We start from the raw sequence: 17,027 nt of genomic DNA on the forward strand, positions 1-17,027 counted from the left end.
TCAGCCGAGCAGTTCGTCCTCGAAGCACCACCGCCACGTCTCCCCCGGCTCGTACGAGCGCATCACCGGGTGACCGGTCTCGTCGTGGTGGGCGGACATGTGCCGGCGCGGCGAGGAGTCGCAGCAGGCCACCAGCCCGCAGCTCAGGCACTCCCGCAGGTGCACCCAGTCGTGGAGGCCACCCGCGACGCACTGCGGGCAGCCGTCCTCGTACGCCGTCCGGGGGGCGGGCTCCCCGGCCTCCTTCAGATGCTGGCAGGTCAATCGTCACTCCGGGTCAACTGGGACTCCTCCAGGTCGAGCTCGCGCTGAGCGCGGGTCAGCACCTCCTCGGGGATGCGGCCCTCGTTGCGGGCCACCTTGAAGACGTGCCGCTCCGCCGCGATCATCTCGCGCCGCAACCGACCGTACGCCGCCGACGGTGTCTCCTGGGCCTGGTTGCCGAGCCGTTCCCAGGCCACGTTGGCCCGGCTGTCGGTGAGCGCCCGCAGCCGGTCCACCACGGCGGGCGGGGCCCCGCCCGCGTTGTCCTCCAGCGCGGTCAGCGCCGCCCGGCTGGCCGCGTGCTGCACCCCGGCCTCGGCCAGGGCGTCCTGCGCGCTGGTGTCCTCCACCACGCCGAGGCGCCGGGACAGCCACGGCAGGGTGGTCCCGTGCACGAGCAGGGTCAGCACGATGACCGCGAACGCCACGAACACGAACAGCTCGCCCGGCAGGTTCTCGTACTCGGTCAGCGTCAGCGCCGCCGCCAGCGTGACCACGCCGCGCATCCCGGCCCACGCCACGATCGCGGGCACCGCCGGGGCGGGCCGCTGCTCCCGGGCCCGCACCCGCGGCACCAGCCGGGCCAGGTACGTGGCCGGGTACATCCAGGCGAACCGGACCACCACCACCGTGGCGAACACCGCGCCGGTGACCGCGGCCGTGGTGGCGGGCGGCGTCTCCAGCCCCGCGACCAGCTCCCGCAGCTGCAACCCCACCAGCAGGAACACGACCCCTTCGAGCAGGAACGTCAGCAGCCGCCACACCGCCTCCATCTGCAGCCGGGAGGTCGCCGAGAGCAGGTACGGGATCCGGTGGCCCAGGTACAGCCCGGCCACCACGACCGCGACCACGCTGGAGGTGTGCAGCCGCTCGGCGACGATCACCACCACGAACGGCGCCAGCACCGACAGGGCGTCGTCGAGCAGCGGGTCCTCGATGCGGCGGTGCAGCCACGCCGCGCCCATCGCGGCCAGCAGGCCGATCAGCAGCCCGCCGCCCGCCTTGAGCACCACCTGGCCGGCGATGTCCCAGAAACCCACGGCCGAACCGAGCAGCGCGCCCACCGAGATCCGCAGCAGCACCAGGGCGCTGGCGTCGTTGAGCAGGCTCTCGCCGTCCAGGATGGTGACCACCCGGCGGGGCAGCCCGACCCGCCGCGCCACCGCGGTCGCCGAGACCGCGTCCGGCGGGGCGACCACCGCGCCCAGCGCCAGGCACGCCGCGAACGGCACCTCGGGCAGCAGCAGGTGCACGACGGCGCCGACCGCGAACGCGCTGACCACCACGAGACCCACGGCCAGCAGCAGGATCGGGCGCAAGGCATCCTTGAACGCCGGCAGGGAGGTGCGCAGCGCCGCCACGTACAGCAGCGGTGGCAGGATGCCGAGCAGCACCAGCTCCGGCTCCAGGTGCACCTCGGGGACGCCCGGCACGAAGGACAGGCCCAGCCCGGCCACCAGCAGCACCAGCGGCGCGATCAGCCCGAACCGCCGGGCCAGCGCCGCGCCGAGCACGCTGATCGTCACGAGCACGACCGTGTCGACGATGGCCTCCATGCCGGGAAGCTTAGAGACATCCCGGTCACCGGGACGCGGGGCTGCGCCGGGTACGCGTGCGCAACCAGAATGAGTCGCCGTACTCACCTGTGCGACACCGGTTCCGGGGAGGCTGGCCCGCATGACATCGACCGTGCCCCGGGTGGGGATCACCGCGGCGGCCGCGTACCTGCCAGCGCAGGAGGTGGCCACCGCCGACCTGCAGCAGCGGGTGGCGGCGGCCAGCGGCCTGCCGCTGCCCGCCGGGATGTTCGCGCAGGCCACCGGGATCGACCGGCGCCGGGTCGCCCGGGACGACGAGTACGCCTCGGACCTGGCGATCGGCGCCGCCCGGCAGGTGCTGGCCGAGACCGACCTGCACGCCCTCGACATCGACCTGCTGCTGTACGCCTCGGCGACCCGCGACATGGTGGAACCGGCGACCGCCCACGTGGTGCAGTCCGCGCTCGGCGGACGGGCGCACGCCTTGGACGTCACCAACGCCTGCAACAGCTTCCTCAACGGCGTCGACCTGGCCCGCTCCATGATCCTGTCCGGCCGGGCCCGGCGGGCGCTCGTGGTCACCGGCGAGACACCGACCCGCGCGATGCGCCCCCGGCTGGCCGACCTGGCGCAGGCCCGCACCGCGCTGGCCGGGTTCACGTTCGGCGACGCCGGGGCGGCCGTGCTGGTGGAGCCGGTGGCCAGCGGCGGCATCCTCGACGTGGACACGGAGACGCACTCCCAGCACTGGGACGTCGGCGGCATCTTCGGTGGCGGGTCCCGGCACCCGCGCGGCGACGAGCACACCTACTTCACCGGCGACGGGCACAAGCTGCGCGGGGTCTTCGAGAAGATCGGGCTCGGCCTGCTGGAACGGGTCGCCCACCGCACCGGGCTGGGCTGGGACGACTACGCGCGGGTGCTGGTGCACCAGGTGACGTGGCCGTACCTGCGCCGGTTCGTGGAGGTGGCCGGGGTGCCCGAGGACAAGCTGGTGGTGACCGTGCCCGAGCTGGGCAACCTGGCCAGTGCGACCCTCGGCGTGCAGCTGGCCCGGATCCGGCCGCAGCTGCGCCCCGGCGACCGGGTGCTGTTCGTCGGCCTGGGCGGCGGGGTCAGCCTCATGACGATGGTGTGGGAGGTGTCCCCATGAGCATGTGGGTGGTGGTGCCCGCGTACAACGAGGCGGGGCGGATCGGCCAGACCCTGGACGCGCTGGCCGCGCAGACCGACACCGACTTCACGCTGCTGGTGGTCGACAACGGCTCGACCGACGGCACGGCGGACATCGCGCGCGGTTTCGCGGCCCGCGCCCCGTTCGGCGTGCACGTGCTGGTGGAACCGGAGAAGGGGGTGGGCTGCGCGGTGGACACCGGCTTCCGGCACGCCATCGCGCACGGCGCCACCCTGCTGGCCCGCACGGACGCCGACTGTCTGCCCCGCCCCGGCTGGCTGGCCGCCGCCCGGGCCGGGCTCGTCGGCGGGGCCGGGCTGATGTGCGGGCGGGTCACGGCCCGCCGCGACGAGCACGGGCCGGTGGGCCGGGCCGCGTTCGGGGCACTGGTCGCGATCGCGGGAGCGTTCGGGCGGCTGCGTCCCGCGCACCGCGGCGCCGGGTACCTCGCGCCGTACCGGATGCACGCGGGCAACAACATGGCGATCACCCCCGAGCTGTACGAGGCATGCGGCGGGATGCCCCGGCGCCCGTCCCCCACCGACCGCACCTTCCTCAACCGGGTCCGGCGTACCACCGCGGCGATCCGGCACGACCGGCGGATGGTGGTGGAGAACTCGACCCGGCGGCTGCGCGCGTACGGGCTGGTCGGCACCGCGAAGTGGTATCTGGACCGGGGCAGCGGCGCGCGTACGCAGGATCCCCGCTGATGCTCGGCGACCTGCTGGCGAGCCTGCGCGACGACGACGAGCGCCCCGCGATCCTGACCGCCGGGCGCACCGGGCGCACCGTGGTCCGGGCCCGCCGGGGCGAGCTGTCCCGGCTGGCGGCCGGGTACGCGGCCGCGCTGCACGCGCGCGGGCTCGCACCGGGCGACACCGTCGGCGTGGCGGTGCGGCCGGGGCCCCGGTCACTGGCGGTGGTGCTGGCCGCGTACCGGCTGGGGTTGCGGGTGGCCGTGCTGGACCCGACCGCGGGCCCGGACGTGCTGCTGGCCCGGCTGGGTGTGGCCGCGCCCCGGCTGGTGCTGGCCGACGCGGCCGCGCAGGCGGTGGCCGGGTGGGCCGCCCCGCTGGCCCGGCGCGCCCAGCTGGCCCTGCCGGACCTGACCGCACTGGCCCCGGCGGCGACGATCGGGCCCCGGCTGCCCGGCAGCGCCCCGGCGCTGGCCCCCGCGACCGGCCCGGCACCGGTGTACGACGGCGACGGCGACGCCGTGGTGATCTTCACGTCGGGCACCACGAGTTCGCCGCGCGCGGTGGTGCACACCCGGGCCAGCCTGGCCGCGGGGATGCGGGCGGTGACCGAACTGGTCCGGCCGGTGCCGGGTGCGGCCGTGCTGGGCGGCACGTTCTTCGTCCTGGTCCCGTCGCTGGCGGCGGGCGCTCCCGTGGCGCTGCCCGCCCGCCGCCCCCGGCTGCTGGCCCGGCAGGCGGCCCGGCTCGGTCCGCAGGCCACCTACTTGACCCCGCCGCAACTGCGCGCCGCCCTGGCCGCGGGCACCCGGTTCACCGGCCGGGTGTACAGCGGTTCCGCGCCGGTCAGCGCGGGCCTGCTGGCGGCGGTCCGCCGCGCCGGCGCCCGCGAGGCCTGGGGGGTGTACGCGCTGACCGAGGTGTTCCCGGCCGCCGCCGTCGAGTCCGCCGGCAAGGCCGCATTCGACGGCGTGGGCGATCTCGTCGGCGAGCTGCTGCCCGGCGTGCGGGCACGTGTCGACGCCGACGGCCAGCTCCTGCTCGCAGGCCCGAACACGGCCGACCGCTACCTCGGTGAGCCGCCGATGACCTGGGTGGCGACCGGCGACGTCGGCCGGCTCGAGGGCCGCCGGGTGGTGCTGGGTGGCCGGTGCAAGGACATGATCCTGCGCGGTGCCGAGAACATCTACCCCGGACTGTACGAGCCCGCCCTGCACGTGCCCGGCGTCGAGCTGGCGGTGCTCGTGGGGGTGCCCGCCGACGACGGTGACGAGCGGGTCGTCGCCCTCGTGCAACCGGAACCCGGCGTCGCGGAGACCACGGTGCGGGCCGCCCTGCGCGGCCCCTTGGCCCGGATGGGCGCCGCCCGCCCCGACGACGTGCTGCTCACCGGGGTCCCGCTGGCGGGCCGGTCCCGCAAACCGGACCGGGCCGCCGCCGCGCGCCTGGCCGCGGCCCACCTCACCGCGGGCGGACACCGATGACGCTGGCCGTGGTGGTGCCCGCGTACAACGAGCAGGCGTGGATCCCCGCCACCCTGCGGGCACTGGCCGCCCAGACCGACACCGACTTCACCCTGGTCGTCGTGGACAACGCCAGCACGGACGGCACGGCCGGGGTGGTGCGCGCGTTCGCCCGCGACAGCGGGCTGGACGTACGGCTGATCCGCGAGCCGCAGCCCGGGGCGGGCACCGCCGCCGACACCGGATTCCGGTACGCCATCGCGCACGGCGCCACCCTGCTGGCCCGTACGGACGCGGACTGTGTCCCGGCGCGCGACTGGGTGGCCACCGCCCGGTCACTGCTGGCGGGCGGGGCGGAGCTGGTGTGCGGGCGCAGCGTCCCGCGCCGCGACGAGCACCCCGGCCCGGTCCACCGGTACGTCTTCCCCGCCGCGGTGCGCCTCGCCGCGCTGTACGGCCGCTTCCGCAAAGCCCACCGCGACCCCGCGTTCCGCACCCCGTACGTGCTGGTGCACGGCCACAACCTGGCGCTCACCGCGGAGCTGTACCTGCGCTGCGGCGGCACCCCGAGGGAGGCGCTGGCGGACGGCGCCGAGGACGTCACCCTGCTGAACCGGGCCCGGCGGCACACCGACCGGATCGTGCGCGCCGAGCACCTGGTCGTGCAGGCGAGCCTGCGCCGACTGCGGGCGTGGGGTCCACGGCGGACCCTGCTGTGGCACTGGGACCGCCGGTACGCGCCCGCCGAGGTGCACGTCCGATGAGAGCCCGTCGCCGGGACCGCCGGGTCTATCTCGGCAGCCATCCCGTCCTGTTCGCGTTGCTGGCGCTCAGCCGGTGCCGCCCGGTGCTGCGGCTCGGCGGCACGCTGCTGGTGCACGACCGGGCGGCGTACCTGGCCGCGTTGACCCGGGTGCCGTTGGACCGGACCGCGGCGGGCACCACGGGCGGTGTGGCGGCCGAGCTGACCGGCGGCGAGCTGCTGTTCGACCAGCACGGCGGCGAGCACCGGCGGGCCCGGCGGGCGCTGGCGGACGCCCTGGGCGCCAGCGGCGTGGCCCGGTTGCGTCCGGTGTGGACCGCCGTCCTGGCGCGGGGCCTGGCGCCGTTGGCGGACGGCGGCGAGGTGGACCTCGTACCGGTCGCGGCCGAGCTGGCCGGGGTCACCGCGGCGGCCCTGCTGGGTGTCGCGGTCGACCCGCTGACGCTGGCGGACGCCGCGCGGGAGGCCGGGGCGACCGCCGCCCGCGCGCACCTGCCGGGCCCCGGCCGCCGCCGCGCACAGCGAGCGGCGCGGCGGGCGGCGACCCGGCTCACCGCCCTGACCACCCCCGGCGGCGGCCCGCCGACCGGCCCGGGCGCGCCCGGTGGTGGCGCGGCGCCGACCGGTGGCGGGTCGGAGCTGGCCGGTGGCGGGGCGGGGCTGGCCGGTGGCGGGGCGGGGCTGGCCGGTGGCGGGGCGGGGCTGGCCGGTGGCGGGGCGGGGCTGACCGGTGGCGGGTCGGAGCTGGCCGGTGGCGGGGCGGGTCTGGCGGCGATGCTGGCGGCCGCCGCCGTGAACACGACGGTCTCCGCGCTGCCACGCGCCGCGGCGTGGGCGGCCGACGCGGACCTGTGGCGCTACGCGGACCGGCCCGCCCTGGTCGACGAGCTGCTGCGGGTCACCGCACCCACCCCACTGCTGCCCCGGGTGGCGGCAGGGCCGGGTGATCTGGGCACCACGGCGGCAGGGCCGGGCGAGCTGGGCACCACGGCGGGGCCAGGTGGTTGCCCGGTGCGGGCCGGGGACCGGCTGCTGCTGGTCACCCGGCACGCGGCGGACGCGCACCGGTCCGATCCGGATCCGGTCGCGCCGGCCCCGCCCCAGGTGGCGCAGGTGGTGTTCGGTGCGGGCCCCCATGCCTGCCCGGGGGCGAGGCTGGCCCGGGCGCAGCTCGCGGATCTGCTGGCCGCGCTCGCGCCGTACCGGCCGGAGGTGGTGCGGGCGCGGGTGGACCGCCGGTCGGCCCTGCCGGGCTGGCGCAGCCTGGTGGTGCGGCCGACCCGGTGAGCGCGGTTGCCCTACTTGGTGCGGATGGGGGGTGAGCGGTAGACGGTCGCCGCGTGGGTGCCGTCGCCGCTGCGCCGCTGGACCACGGCGTCGATGGAGAACACGTACCCCGTCTTGGGTGTGAGGCCGGTGATGCGGCCGGTCATCTTGCCGCAGGGCGACGCGGGCTGGATCGTCACGAAGCCGTAGTCGCGCTGTCTGCCGACCCTGAGGTCCTGGCTGATCGCGGTGAGCCGGAACTCGACCAGGTTGTAGCCGCCGATGTTGTACCAGGTGGCCACGGCGTCGGTGGTCCCGGTCGTGACGTCCAGGGCGTCGATCCGGGAGAAGTCGTAGGTCCGCGGCTCGCAGGTCTGGCCGTTGGTGGGCACCGGGGTCGCGGAGGGCAACGGCAGGAAGCCGGTCGCGACGGGGCTGGGCGCCGGGGCGCGGTAGCTCGGCGTCGGCGACGGCGTGGGCTTGCCCTGCGCCACCACGATCCACGGCGGACCGCCGGACGGCGGGCTGGTGGAGGGCACGCCCGCGCTCGGCGTCAGCAGGCTTGACGCGCTGCCGCAGCCGGCCAGAAGGGCGACTGCCAACGGCAGCACCGCCCAACTCCTGGGTCGCACGGCGCCTCCCGCCGATCGGACTGTTACCCGGTTCAGATCGGACGCGGCACCGGCCACTTTAGTGATCTTGGCGATAGTGATCGCGGGCCCGGCGCGCGAGCTGGGTGGTGGCCGTCGAGTTCGCCCAGGTACCCAGGATCACACCGGCCCCGGGGATGATCTTGGCAAACATCCGCTTGGTCGCCTTGATGCCCGTCATCTGGGCCAGCTTCGCCCCGAGCCGCAGGATCGCGCCGGTCAGCGGCCGGTCGGTCACCCCCTCGAAGATCCGGCTGGCCCGTTCCCGGCCGGCGGCCACCCCGAGCGCCAGCCGGGCCGACTCGGCGATCCGGTGCACCCGCTGCAACACCAGCAGATCGGTGGCCCGGGCGGGATGGGTCGGATCGAGGCCGTACGCCGCCGCGACGTGCAGCACCATCCGCGCCTGCGTCCAGGCCAGCACGCCGACGTCCACGACGGCACCGGGCAACCCGACGGCGCCGGAGATCGCACCGGAGAGCCGGGCCTGGTGGGTGAAGCGCCGGATGGCGAGCTGCGCCACGGCGTCCGGGCCGGCGTCCGGCCGCTCGGCCCGGGTACGCGCCGCCCACGCGCGGGCCTGCGGCCCCAGGCGGCGCACGGCCTCCAGCGCGAGGTGCTCCGGGGCGTACTCGGGGTCGGCCTTCATCCGGGCCCACAGCGTGCCGGGCGGCCCGGCGCTCTCCGGTCGCGGACCGGACCGGTCGTCGGCGGGCGGGGCGGTCGTCTCGGGCGGGGACTGCATGCGGTCGCTCACCAGATCGCTCCGGAGGGGAGAAGGAAGGGATCCTCCCCCAATTGTGCCGTGCAGATGCACGTGCACGCGTACCGCACCCGATCATCGCGCTGACCAGCCCTGACGCGTTCTGCTCAGACCATTGGGCGGGCGACCGATAAGCCAGGCCGAGGGGCACGCGGGTGCCCTGGGCGGACACCGGAAGGCGACAAGGCATGACGGTCGAAGGACAGCAGGTGGAGCGGCTGAGGCCGACTCCCGCGCTCGTCATGGCCGGCGCCATGGTCGTCGTCTCGATCACGCTGTTCCTGGGCAACCTCGCCGGGCCGTGGACCCCCCTGTTCTGGAACTGGGTGCCGTCCATCGGCACCGCCGTGGCCGCCGCCGTGGTGTGCTGGCGCACCGCCACCGGTCCGGGACGGGACGCCGTCGGCCGCCGCTTCTGGCGCCTGCAGGCGCTGGCGGCCGTACTGATCGGCCTCGGTGCCAGCGGCGACGTGCGGCAGGCCGCGGCCCACCCGAACGGCTCCGGCGCACAGCACGACCTGCCCACCACGATCCTGTACTGCCTGTCGATGGCCGTCCTGCTGTGGGCGATGCTGAAGCTGCCGGTGATCCGGCACGAGCGCCGGGAGCGGCTGCTGCGGTTCGCGGGCGACGCCCTCACGGTCATGGTGACGGTGGGTCTGTTCGCCTGGTACCTGACCCGGCACGCGGTCAGCGCCTCCCTGGCCGGCAGCGACGCCCTGCCCGTCATCGTGCTGGCCACACTCGCCCTCGTCGGCGTGGCCGCCGTCGGCAAGCTGGCCATGAGCGACCTAGGTGGCCTGGACCGGATCACGGTCCGGCTGCTGGCCGGCGCGACCGCGGTGGGCGCCTTCGGCGCCGGCCTGTTCCCCCTCTTCGTCGACCTGCCGCCGGGCCTGCGCGGCTCGCAGATGTTCACGCCCGCCACCCTGCTGTTCCTGGCGTTCGCCGCCGACCGGCAGCGGCGCGCCGCGGGCGTGGCGCCCGTCGAGCGCCCCCGCCGCCGCTTCGGCGTGCTGCCGTACCTGGCGGTCGCCGCGACCGACGGCCTGCTGCTGGTGATCAGCAACGCGGTCGGGGACGGTGCGCTCGTGGTCGCGCTGGCGGCGGTCTGCCTCACCGCCCTGGTCGTGTTCCGCCAGGTCAACGCGCTGCGCGAGAACGGCCGCCTGCTGCGCCGGCTCGACGCCAACCTGGTGCAGCTCAACCAGTACCAGCACCAGCTGACCCACCGGGCCACCCACGACGGCCTCACCGACCTGGCCAACCGGGCGCTGTTCGAGCAGCACACCCGGGACGCGCTCGCCGCGGTGGCCGCCTGGGGCGCCGAAGACTCCACGCTGAGCCTGGCGCTCATCGACCTGGACGACTTCAAGGCGATCAACGACCGGCTCGGCCACGCGGTCGGTGACGCGATGCTCGTCGTGGTGGCCCAGCGACTGCGCGAATGCGTACGGGCGGAGGACGTGGTCGCCCGCCTCGGCGGCGACGAGTTCGGCCTGCTGCTGCACGGCCTGCGCGGCGACGAGGCCACCGAGGTGCTGGCCCGCATCACCGAGGCCCTGAGCCGTCCCGTGCACGCGCTCGGCTACGACCTGCTCGTACGCGCCAGCGTCGGCCTGGCCGAGGCGTGGCCCGACGCCAGCCCGCAGGAGCTGCTGCGCCGCGCCGACCTCGCCATGTACGCGGCCAAGGAGCGCGGCAAGGGCCGCCACGCCGTGTACGACGCCGAACTCGAGCAGCACCAGGCCGCCGACGCGCAGCTGGGCGCCGAGCTGCGCCAGGCCCTGGACCGCGGCGAGTTTTCGCTGGTCTACCAGCCGATCGTGCGGCTGCCCGACGGCAAGTGGACCGGCGTCGAGACGCTCGTGCGCTGGACCAGTCCCACCCGTGGGTTCGTCGGGCCGGACAAGTTCATCCCGATCGCCGAGCGCACCGGCCTGATCGTGCCGCTGGGCGACTGGATCCTGCGTACCGCGCTGCGCCAGGCGATGGCCTGGGTCCAGCAGTTCGGTGACGACGCACCGCACGAGATCGGCGTCAACGTCTCCGCGCGGCAGCTGCGCGAGCCCGGCTACGCCGAGACGGTCCGCGACGCGCTGGCCGAGTCCGGCTTCGACCCGGAGCGGCTGGTCGTCGAGGTCACCGAGACCGCGGTCTTCGACGGCGGCGTGGCGCTGGACGCCCTGCAGATGCTCGTGACCCTCGGCGTGAAGGTCGCGCTCGACGACTTCGGCACGGGCCACTCCTCGCTCGGCCTGCTGCGTACCTGTCCGGCGGACACCCTCAAGGTGGACAAGTCGTTCGTGGACGGCATCGGCGGGCGCTCGGAGGAGGCGGTCATCGCCACCGCGATGATCCAGATCACCAACGGTCTGCACCTGCAGGCGATCGCCGAGGGTGTGGAGACCGCCGAGCAGGCGGACACGCTGCACCGGCTCGGGTACCGCTTCGCCCAGGGCTACCACTTCTCCCGTCCGCTGTCGGCCCAGCAGCTCGGCGACCGGCTGACGGAGAGCATGCTGGCGCAGGCGACGCTGACGACGCGCTGAGCCGCGGTCCGGGGTCCCGGACGGCGGCGGCCATGATGCGGATCACGTGAGGTTCACACCAAGGTCAAGACGGCCGATTGATCAGACAACAATCGCCGCCTAGGACAGGGTCCAGAGTTGACTTCCCACGCATTCAAGGCCGGCGGGGCGACCCGCTGGATCCGCAACCTGCCGATGTACACCAAGATCCTGTTGATCGTCACGGTGCTGTCGCTGGTCGGTGCGGGTGTCGGCGCCTTCGCCATCGTGCAGATGGCCGGGCTCAGCCGGACCGCCGACGGCCTGTACACCGGCAGCGTCGTGCCCACCCAGCAGCTCGACCAGATCGCGGTGGACATCAGTGCCACCCGCACCGCGGTGTTCAACCACGGGCTCACCTCCTCCCCCTCGGCCAAGACCCGGTACGAGCAGGAGATCAAGAAGATCGACGCGGCGTTCGACCGGGACGTGGCCGCGTACCGCAAGGTCACGGTGAACCCCCGGCACCTCGACCGGCTGGTCGCCGCCTGGCAGGAGTACCGCACCGTACGGGACAAGCAGTTCGTCCCCGCCAGCCGCCGGCTCGCCGCACCCGACGTGGAACAGATCGGCGACAACGTCCTCGCGCCGGCCGCGGCCACGGCCACTGCCTACCTGACCGATCTGATCGCCGGGGAGAGCGCGCAGGCCAGCGCGGACGCGGCACACGCCCGGTCGCGGTACGCCACCGCCCGGACGGTGACGATCTCGGTGCTGGTGGTCGGGCTCGGCCTGGCGGCGATCTTCGGCGTGCTGGTGGCGCGTGGCCTGGTCACCCGGGTCCGCCGCCTGTCGCAGGTGATCCGCGCCCTCGCGGACGGGGACCTGACCAGGACCGCCGACGTGGACAGCCGCGACGAGGTGGGCCTGATGGGCGCCGAACTGGACCGCGCCACCCAGACGCTGCGCGCGACGATCGCCCAGATCAGCGGCAGCAGCCAGAGCCTGGCCGGTACGGCGGAGCAGATGGCCGCGATCAGCGCACAGATGGCGTCCAACGCGGGGCACACCAGTTCCCGCGCCGAGCAGGTGTCGGCGGCGGCCGTGGAGGTCTCGACCAACGTGGACACGGTCGCGGTGGCCGCCGAGGAGATGACCGCGTCGATCCGCGAGATCGCCGGCAGCGCCACCGACGCGGCCGGCATCGCCCGCGACGCGGTGCAGGTGGCGAAGGCCGCGAACACCACGATGGCCAAGCTCGGCGTCTCCTCGTCGGAGGTCGGCGACATCGTCAAGGTGATCACCTCGATCGCGGAGCAGACGAACCTGCTGGCGCTGAACGCCACCATCGAGGCGGCCCGGGCCGGCGAGGCGGGCAAGGGCTTCGCCGTGGTCGCCTCCGAGGTCAAGGACCTCGCGCAGGAGACGGCCAAGGCCACCGAGGAGATCTCGAGCCGAATCCAGGCGATCCAGACCGACACCGGTGCGGCGGTCAGCGCGATCGGCGAGATCGCCGACGTGATCGAGCGGATCAACACGTACTCGGACACGATCGCGTCCGCCGTGGAGGAGCAGACCGCCACGACCAGCGAGATCGGTCGCAACGTGGCGGGGGCGGCGGCCGGGGCCGCGGCCATCACCGAGACGATCACCGGGGTCGCCGGGGACGCCCAGAGCACCACGTCCGGGGCGGGCGAGGCCAACCGGACCGCCGAGGAGCTGTCCCGCCTCGCCGGTGACCTGAACCGGCTGGTGGAGCAGTTCCGGGTGTGACCGACGCCGCGGGCGCCCGCCCACCTCGGGTAGGCGCCCGTGCGGCAGGATCGGGATCGCGAGCCTGCCGCGACCGGTGGCAGGAATGAACGCGCGGGCGGCGGCGTTGCTCCCCATATTCGTCGCCCGGCGCGTCATGAGGAGGTCAGCAGCGTGCTCGACCCACAGGGTCTCTACGAGTTGGCAGACGACCTGCCCGGCCTCGACAGTCCGGTGCTGGTCCAGGCGCTCACCGGGTTCGTCGATGCCGGCAGCGCGATCCAACTGACCCGCGAACACCTGCTGGAGCAGCTCGACGGCAAGGTGGTCGCCACCTTCGACGTGGACCAGTTGCTCGACTACCGCTCGCGCCGCCCCACCATGGTCTTCGTCGAGGATCACTGGGAGAGCTACGAGCAGCCCAGCCTGGCCCTGCACCTGCTGCGCGACCGGCTCGGCACCCCGTTCCTGCTGTTGGCCGGCCCGGAGCCGGACCTGCAGTGGGAACGCTTCATCACCGCCGTGACCGACCTCGTGGAGCGCCTCGGGGTCCGGCTCACGGTCGGCCTCAACGCCATCCCGATGGCCGTGCCGCACACGCGGCCGGTCGGGGTGACCGCGCACGCCACGGATCAGCGGCTGCTCGGCGACCACGAGTCGTGGCTGCAGCGGGTGCAGGTGCCGGCCAGCGTCGGCAACCTGCTGGAGTTCCGCCTCGGCGCGGCCGGGCACGACGCCATGGGCTACGCCGCGCACGTCCCGCACTACCTCGCGCAGACCACCTATCCGGCGGCGGCGGAGCTGCTGCTGGACTCGGTGGCGGCCGGCACGGGGCTCGCGCTGCCGACCGGGCAGCTGCGCGACGCGGCCGCCCTGGTCCGCGAGGAGATCGACAAGCAGGTCGGCGAGGACGAGCAGGCCAGTCGCCTGGTCGCCGCGTTGGAACAGCAGTACGACGCGTTCGTGCGGGGCCGCGCCGGCAACCTGCTGGCCGGCTCGGGTGAGTCACTGCCCACGGCCGACGAGCTGGGGGCGGAGCTGGAGCGCTTCCTCGCCGAGCAGTCCCGCGACGGCGAATAGCGCCGAACTGGACCAAAGCCGCACCAACGGGGCGGGCGCTGCCGGATGATGGGGATCATCGCCGGACCCACCCACAGGAGCGGCCGTGAGCGTATTCCGGTCCACCACGGCCGACCAGGCGCGACCCATGCGCATCCCCCGCGACGTCGAAAACCTCGAAAAGCTCATCCTCGATCTCGACCAGGCGACCGACGAGGCGTCGACCTGGCGGATCACTGTCGACAGTACGGTCGAGGCCCAGGACTTCGCCTACGGTGCCGTCTGGCTCTCGGACGGCCGCGGCACGGTCACCCTGGAGTACGAGCAGGGCGCCATCGCGGCCGAACTGCAGGCCGCCATCGCCGCGCACGCCATGCCGGCGGACGCGGGCCTGGTCGGGCGGGCGCACCGGACGCGGCAGCCGCACTACGTCGACAACCTCGAGGGGTACGTCGACTGCCTGCGCTGCCAGGCCGCTGCCCAGGTCGGCATGCGCTCCGCGGTGGTCACCCCGGTGCTGCACGACAACGAGGCCATTGCGGTGTTCGAGTACTACTCGCCCGAACTGCTCAACGTCGACGGCCCCCGTACCGAAAAGTGGTCCGCCATCGCCCGCATCGCCGAGCAGGCCCGCCAGGCCGCGCTGGCGAACGCCGAACTGCGCCAGGCCGCCAGCGACCGCTACGCGGTGACCAACGTGGTCAGCGCCCTGGGCGAGGTCAACGACTCGGCGACGGCGCTGCGCACCGCCCTCGACAGCGTCCGCAGCGCCTTCGGCTGGGCCTACGGCTCCTACTGGGAGATCGACGAGACCGACCAGGTGCTGCGGTTCCGGTTCGAGTCCGGCACGGCCGGGGAGGAGTTCCGCAAGGTCACGCTCGCCGCCACGTTCGCCGAAGGGGTGGGCCTGTCCGGCCGGGCGTGGCGTACCGATGACCTGGTGTTCGTGCGCGACCTGGCCGACCTGACGGACTGCGTGCGGGCACCGGCGGCCCAGCGGGCCGGGGTCCGCTCCGGGGTCTGCCTGCCGATCCACCGGCACGGCCGGATCATCGGCACGATGGACTTCTTCACCACCGAGCCGGTCGACCTGTCGGAGTCGCGGGCGTCCGCGCTGCGCAACGTGGAGCAACTGGTCTCCCAGCGACTCGACATCGTCCGCGGCACCGAGCAGGCGGCGGACAACGCCAGTGCCCTGCTCGACACGGTCTCCCGGCTCCGCGCCGCCAGCGACGACGCCACCCGGGTGGCGCAGGAGGCCGTGAGCCGCGCGTCCGCGATGACCCAGGAGGTCGAGGCGCTGGGCCGGGCGTCCACGGCGATCGGCGACGTCATCAAGATCATTTCATCGATCGCGGACCAGACGAACCTGCTGGCCCTCAACGCCACCATCGAGGCGGCCCGCGCCGGAGAGGTGGGGCGCGGTTTCGCGGTGGTCGCGGGCGAGGTCAAGGACCTGGCCCGGGAGACCGCCGAGGCGACCCAGCGGGTCGCCGACCAGGTCACCGGCATTCAGCAGAGCGCGAAGACCGTGTCCTCCGGCATCCTGACCACCAGCGAGACGATCGGTCAGATGGACGCCGTGCAGGCCCGGATCAACGAGGTGCTGGAGGAACAGGCCATGATGGCGAACCGGTTGCACTAGCGGGCTACCGCCCGACCGGCAGCCAGTCCAGCACGGCCTGAATCTGCGCGTCCCAGTACGACCACTCGTGCGCGCCCGGCCCGAACTCCGCCTCCAGCGGCACGGCACGCTCGCGGCACGCGGCCACGAACCGGTGGTTCTGCTCGACCAGATGGTCCTCGGTGCCGCACCGCAGCATCAGCCGCGGCAGCCGCGCGGGATCGGCGCAGGACAGCAGGTGCAGCAGATCGTCGTCCGTGCCCGCGACCGGGTGGTCCCCGAAGACCCGGGCCGCCACCTCGTGCGTGTACGGCTGCCGGTAGATGGACGCGACATCGAGCGCGCCGGAGAGGCTGGCCGCGGCCGCGAACCGCTCGGGCTGGCGCAACGCCCACTTGAACGCGCCGTACCCGCCCATCGACAGACCGGCGACGAACGTGTCCGCCCGCTGGGTGGAGACCCGGAAGAACCCCGACACGACGGCGGGCAGTTCCTCGGACAGGAACGTCCAGAAGCGCCCGCCGTGCGCTTCGTCGGTGTAGAAGCTGCGGTGCACCTGTGGCATGACGACCGCGAGCCCGCGGGCGGCCGCGTACCGTTCGATGGAGGTGTACCGGGTCCAGGCGGTGTCGTCGTCGCTGAGGCCGTGCAGCAGGTACAGCACGGGTGGCGCCGCGTCGCCGCCGTGACCCGCCAGGCCGATCTGGCTGCTCGGTGACTGCGGCAGCAGCACCGTCATCGAGGTGCCGAGTTCCAGTACGTCGGAGAAGAAGTCACAACGGATCACGGCCATCTGGCCAGTCTCTGCCATGCCCGGCCGCGCACGCAGGTCGGGGCCCGCGTTCCCGCGAGATCGTGATGACGTCTGGCCAGGAGCTAACCCGAACTCATCAAGCTTTGGGGAGGCGGAGCTCCGGCCAACCCGGCTCCGGGCGGAAGCCGGTGTGTGTGCCGTCGAACGGGAAGTCTCCCGCCTCGATCAGCTTGACGACCCGCTCACCCTCGGCACGGATGTCAGCCGCCTGGTCGGCGTCGAAGTACAGCGGATTGCCGATCCGCAGGTCGAACTCCTCGACGTCCTTCCACTCCCACCGCCGCTGCGGATCCACGACGATGTCGAGGACCAGGTCGGCGGTGTCCACCCCGTCGGGCATCCGGACGTACGGGTCCTCGAGGTTGACGTACCAGGAGTCGAACTCGCCGTTCCGGAAGAACCACCAGACCGAGTGGGACGCGCCCGGCGGCATCAGCACCAGGATGTCGTAGTCCTGCCACGCGCGCACGACCAGCTTCGGATCGCGCATCTGGTCGACCGGCAGCTCGTGCTGGGTGTTGCCGTCGGCGTCGATGAGCCGGGCGAAGTCGCTGCCGGCCGGGTGCCAGAGCAGCAGCCCGGTCTCGTCGTCGCTGATCACCCGCATCGGCTGGACCCAGGTGTATCGGGCGGCGCGCCGGTAACGGCGAGTGATGACCTGGCCAGGCTCGAACGACATCGGCGCAGCCTAG

15 protein-coding genes are annotated in these 17,027 nt (G+C 74.0%); 9 read left to right on the forward strand and 6 right to left on the reverse strand.

Translation table 11 applies throughout. The features are described 5' to 3' along the window. Both EV385_RS03985 and EV385_RS03990 read right to left on the reverse strand, forming a co-directional pair. The gene (locus EV385_RS03985; RefSeq protein ID WP_130508217.1) at positions 1–264 is read right to left on the reverse strand and encodes a UBP-type zinc finger domain-containing protein; all 264 of its coding nucleotides are present in this window, start codon (positions 262–264) and stop codon (positions 1–3) included. Next, positions 261–1,820, reverse strand: coding sequence for a Na+/H+ antiporter (locus EV385_RS03990; RefSeq protein WP_130508218.1), 1,560 nt, complete (start codon positions 1,818–1,820; stop codon positions 261–263). Before EV385_RS03990 ends, EV385_RS03985 begins: the two co-directional genes overlap by 4 nt. A gap of 121 nt (positions 1,821–1,941) precedes the next feature. Here EV385_RS03990 and EV385_RS03995 point away from each other — a divergent pair, with 121 nt between their 5' ends. Genes EV385_RS03995 through EV385_RS04015 form a run of 5 tightly spaced genes read left to right on the forward strand, consistent with a single transcriptional unit; the run spans position 1,942 to position 7,184 of the window. After that, positions 1,942–2,955: a 3-oxoacyl-ACP synthase III family protein gene (locus tag EV385_RS03995; protein ID WP_130508219.1), complete on the forward strand. Its 1,014-nt coding sequence runs from the start codon at positions 1,942–1,944 to the stop codon at positions 2,953–2,955. Beyond that, positions 2,952–3,686 carry a glycosyltransferase family A protein gene (locus EV385_RS04000; RefSeq protein ID WP_207229743.1) on the forward strand — a complete coding sequence of 245 codons (735 nt, stop codon included), beginning with the start codon at positions 2,952–2,954 and terminating at the stop codon, positions 3,684–3,686. Before EV385_RS03995 ends, EV385_RS04000 begins: the two co-directional genes overlap by 4 nt. Further along, positions 3,686–5,155, forward strand: a complete 1,470-nt coding sequence (locus tag EV385_RS04005; protein WP_130508220.1) for an AMP-binding protein — start codon at positions 3,686–3,688, stop codon at positions 5,153–5,155. Before EV385_RS04000 ends, EV385_RS04005 begins: the two co-directional genes overlap by 1 nt. Continuing rightward, the gene (locus EV385_RS04010) at positions 5,152–5,898 is read left to right on the forward strand and encodes a glycosyltransferase family 2 protein (protein WP_130508221.1); all 747 of its coding nucleotides are present in this window, start codon (positions 5,152–5,154) and stop codon (positions 5,896–5,898) included. Before EV385_RS04005 ends, EV385_RS04010 begins: the two co-directional genes overlap by 4 nt. Further along, on the forward strand, positions 5,895–7,184 hold the full coding sequence (locus EV385_RS04015; RefSeq protein ID WP_130508222.1) for a cytochrome P450: 1,290 nt from the start codon (positions 5,895–5,897) through the stop codon (positions 7,182–7,184). The genes EV385_RS04010 and EV385_RS04015 overlap by 4 nt, the downstream gene beginning before the upstream one ends. A gap of 11 nt (positions 7,185–7,195) precedes the next feature. Here EV385_RS04015 and EV385_RS04020 read toward each other — a convergent pair whose 3' ends face one another. After that, positions 7,196–7,774 carry a hypothetical protein gene (locus EV385_RS04020; protein ID WP_165449382.1) on the reverse strand — a complete coding sequence of 193 codons (579 nt, stop codon included), beginning with the start codon at positions 7,772–7,774 and terminating at the stop codon, positions 7,196–7,198. 79 nt (positions 7,775–7,853) lie between these two features. Continuing rightward, positions 7,854–8,558, reverse strand: coding sequence for an EcsC family protein (locus EV385_RS04025; protein ID WP_130513061.1), 705 nt, complete (start codon positions 8,556–8,558; stop codon positions 7,854–7,856). A gap of 206 nt (positions 8,559–8,764) precedes the next feature. Here EV385_RS04025 and EV385_RS04030 point away from each other — a divergent pair, with 206 nt between their 5' ends. The 4 genes from EV385_RS04030 (at position 8,765) to EV385_RS04045 (ending at position 15,542) form a co-directional block, all read left to right on the forward strand. Next, positions 8,765–11,128, forward strand: a complete 2,364-nt coding sequence (locus EV385_RS04030) for a putative bifunctional diguanylate cyclase/phosphodiesterase (RefSeq protein WP_130508224.1) — start codon at positions 8,765–8,767, stop codon at positions 11,126–11,128. 117 nt (positions 11,129–11,245) lie between these two features. After that, entirely contained in the window at positions 11,246–12,859 is a 1,614-nt protein-coding gene (locus EV385_RS04035; protein WP_130508225.1) for a methyl-accepting chemotaxis protein, read from the forward strand. A gap of 153 nt (positions 12,860–13,012) precedes the next feature. Beyond that, on the forward strand, positions 13,013–13,918 hold the full coding sequence (locus EV385_RS04040; RefSeq protein ID WP_130508226.1) for a proteasome assembly chaperone family protein: 906 nt from the start codon (positions 13,013–13,015) through the stop codon (positions 13,916–13,918). A gap of 85 nt (positions 13,919–14,003) precedes the next feature. After that, positions 14,004–15,542: a GAF domain-containing protein gene (locus EV385_RS04045; protein ID WP_423203016.1), complete on the forward strand. Its 1,539-nt coding sequence runs from the start codon at positions 14,004–14,006 to the stop codon at positions 15,540–15,542. Positions 15,543–15,546: 4 nt separating this feature from the next. On the opposite strand, the gene EV385_RS04050 is transcribed toward EV385_RS04045, so the two are convergent. Both EV385_RS04050 and EV385_RS04055 read right to left on the reverse strand, forming a co-directional pair. Then, positions 15,547–16,314 carry an alpha/beta hydrolase gene (locus tag EV385_RS04050; RefSeq protein ID WP_130508227.1) on the reverse strand — a complete coding sequence of 256 codons (768 nt, stop codon included), beginning with the start codon at positions 16,312–16,314 and terminating at the stop codon, positions 15,547–15,549. Between the two features lie 97 nt (positions 16,315–16,411). Then, positions 16,412–17,014 (reverse strand): ribonuclease FAU-1 family protein, encoded by a 603-nt coding sequence (locus EV385_RS04055; RefSeq protein ID WP_130508228.1) that lies wholly within the window; start codon positions 17,012–17,014, stop codon positions 16,412–16,414. Positions 17,015–17,027: the final 13 nt, after the last annotated feature.

This window comes from Krasilnikovia cinnamomea (genome assembly GCF_004217545.1).
Lineage (GTDB): Bacteria > Actinomycetota > Actinomycetes > Mycobacteriales > Micromonosporaceae > Actinoplanes > Actinoplanes cinnamomeus.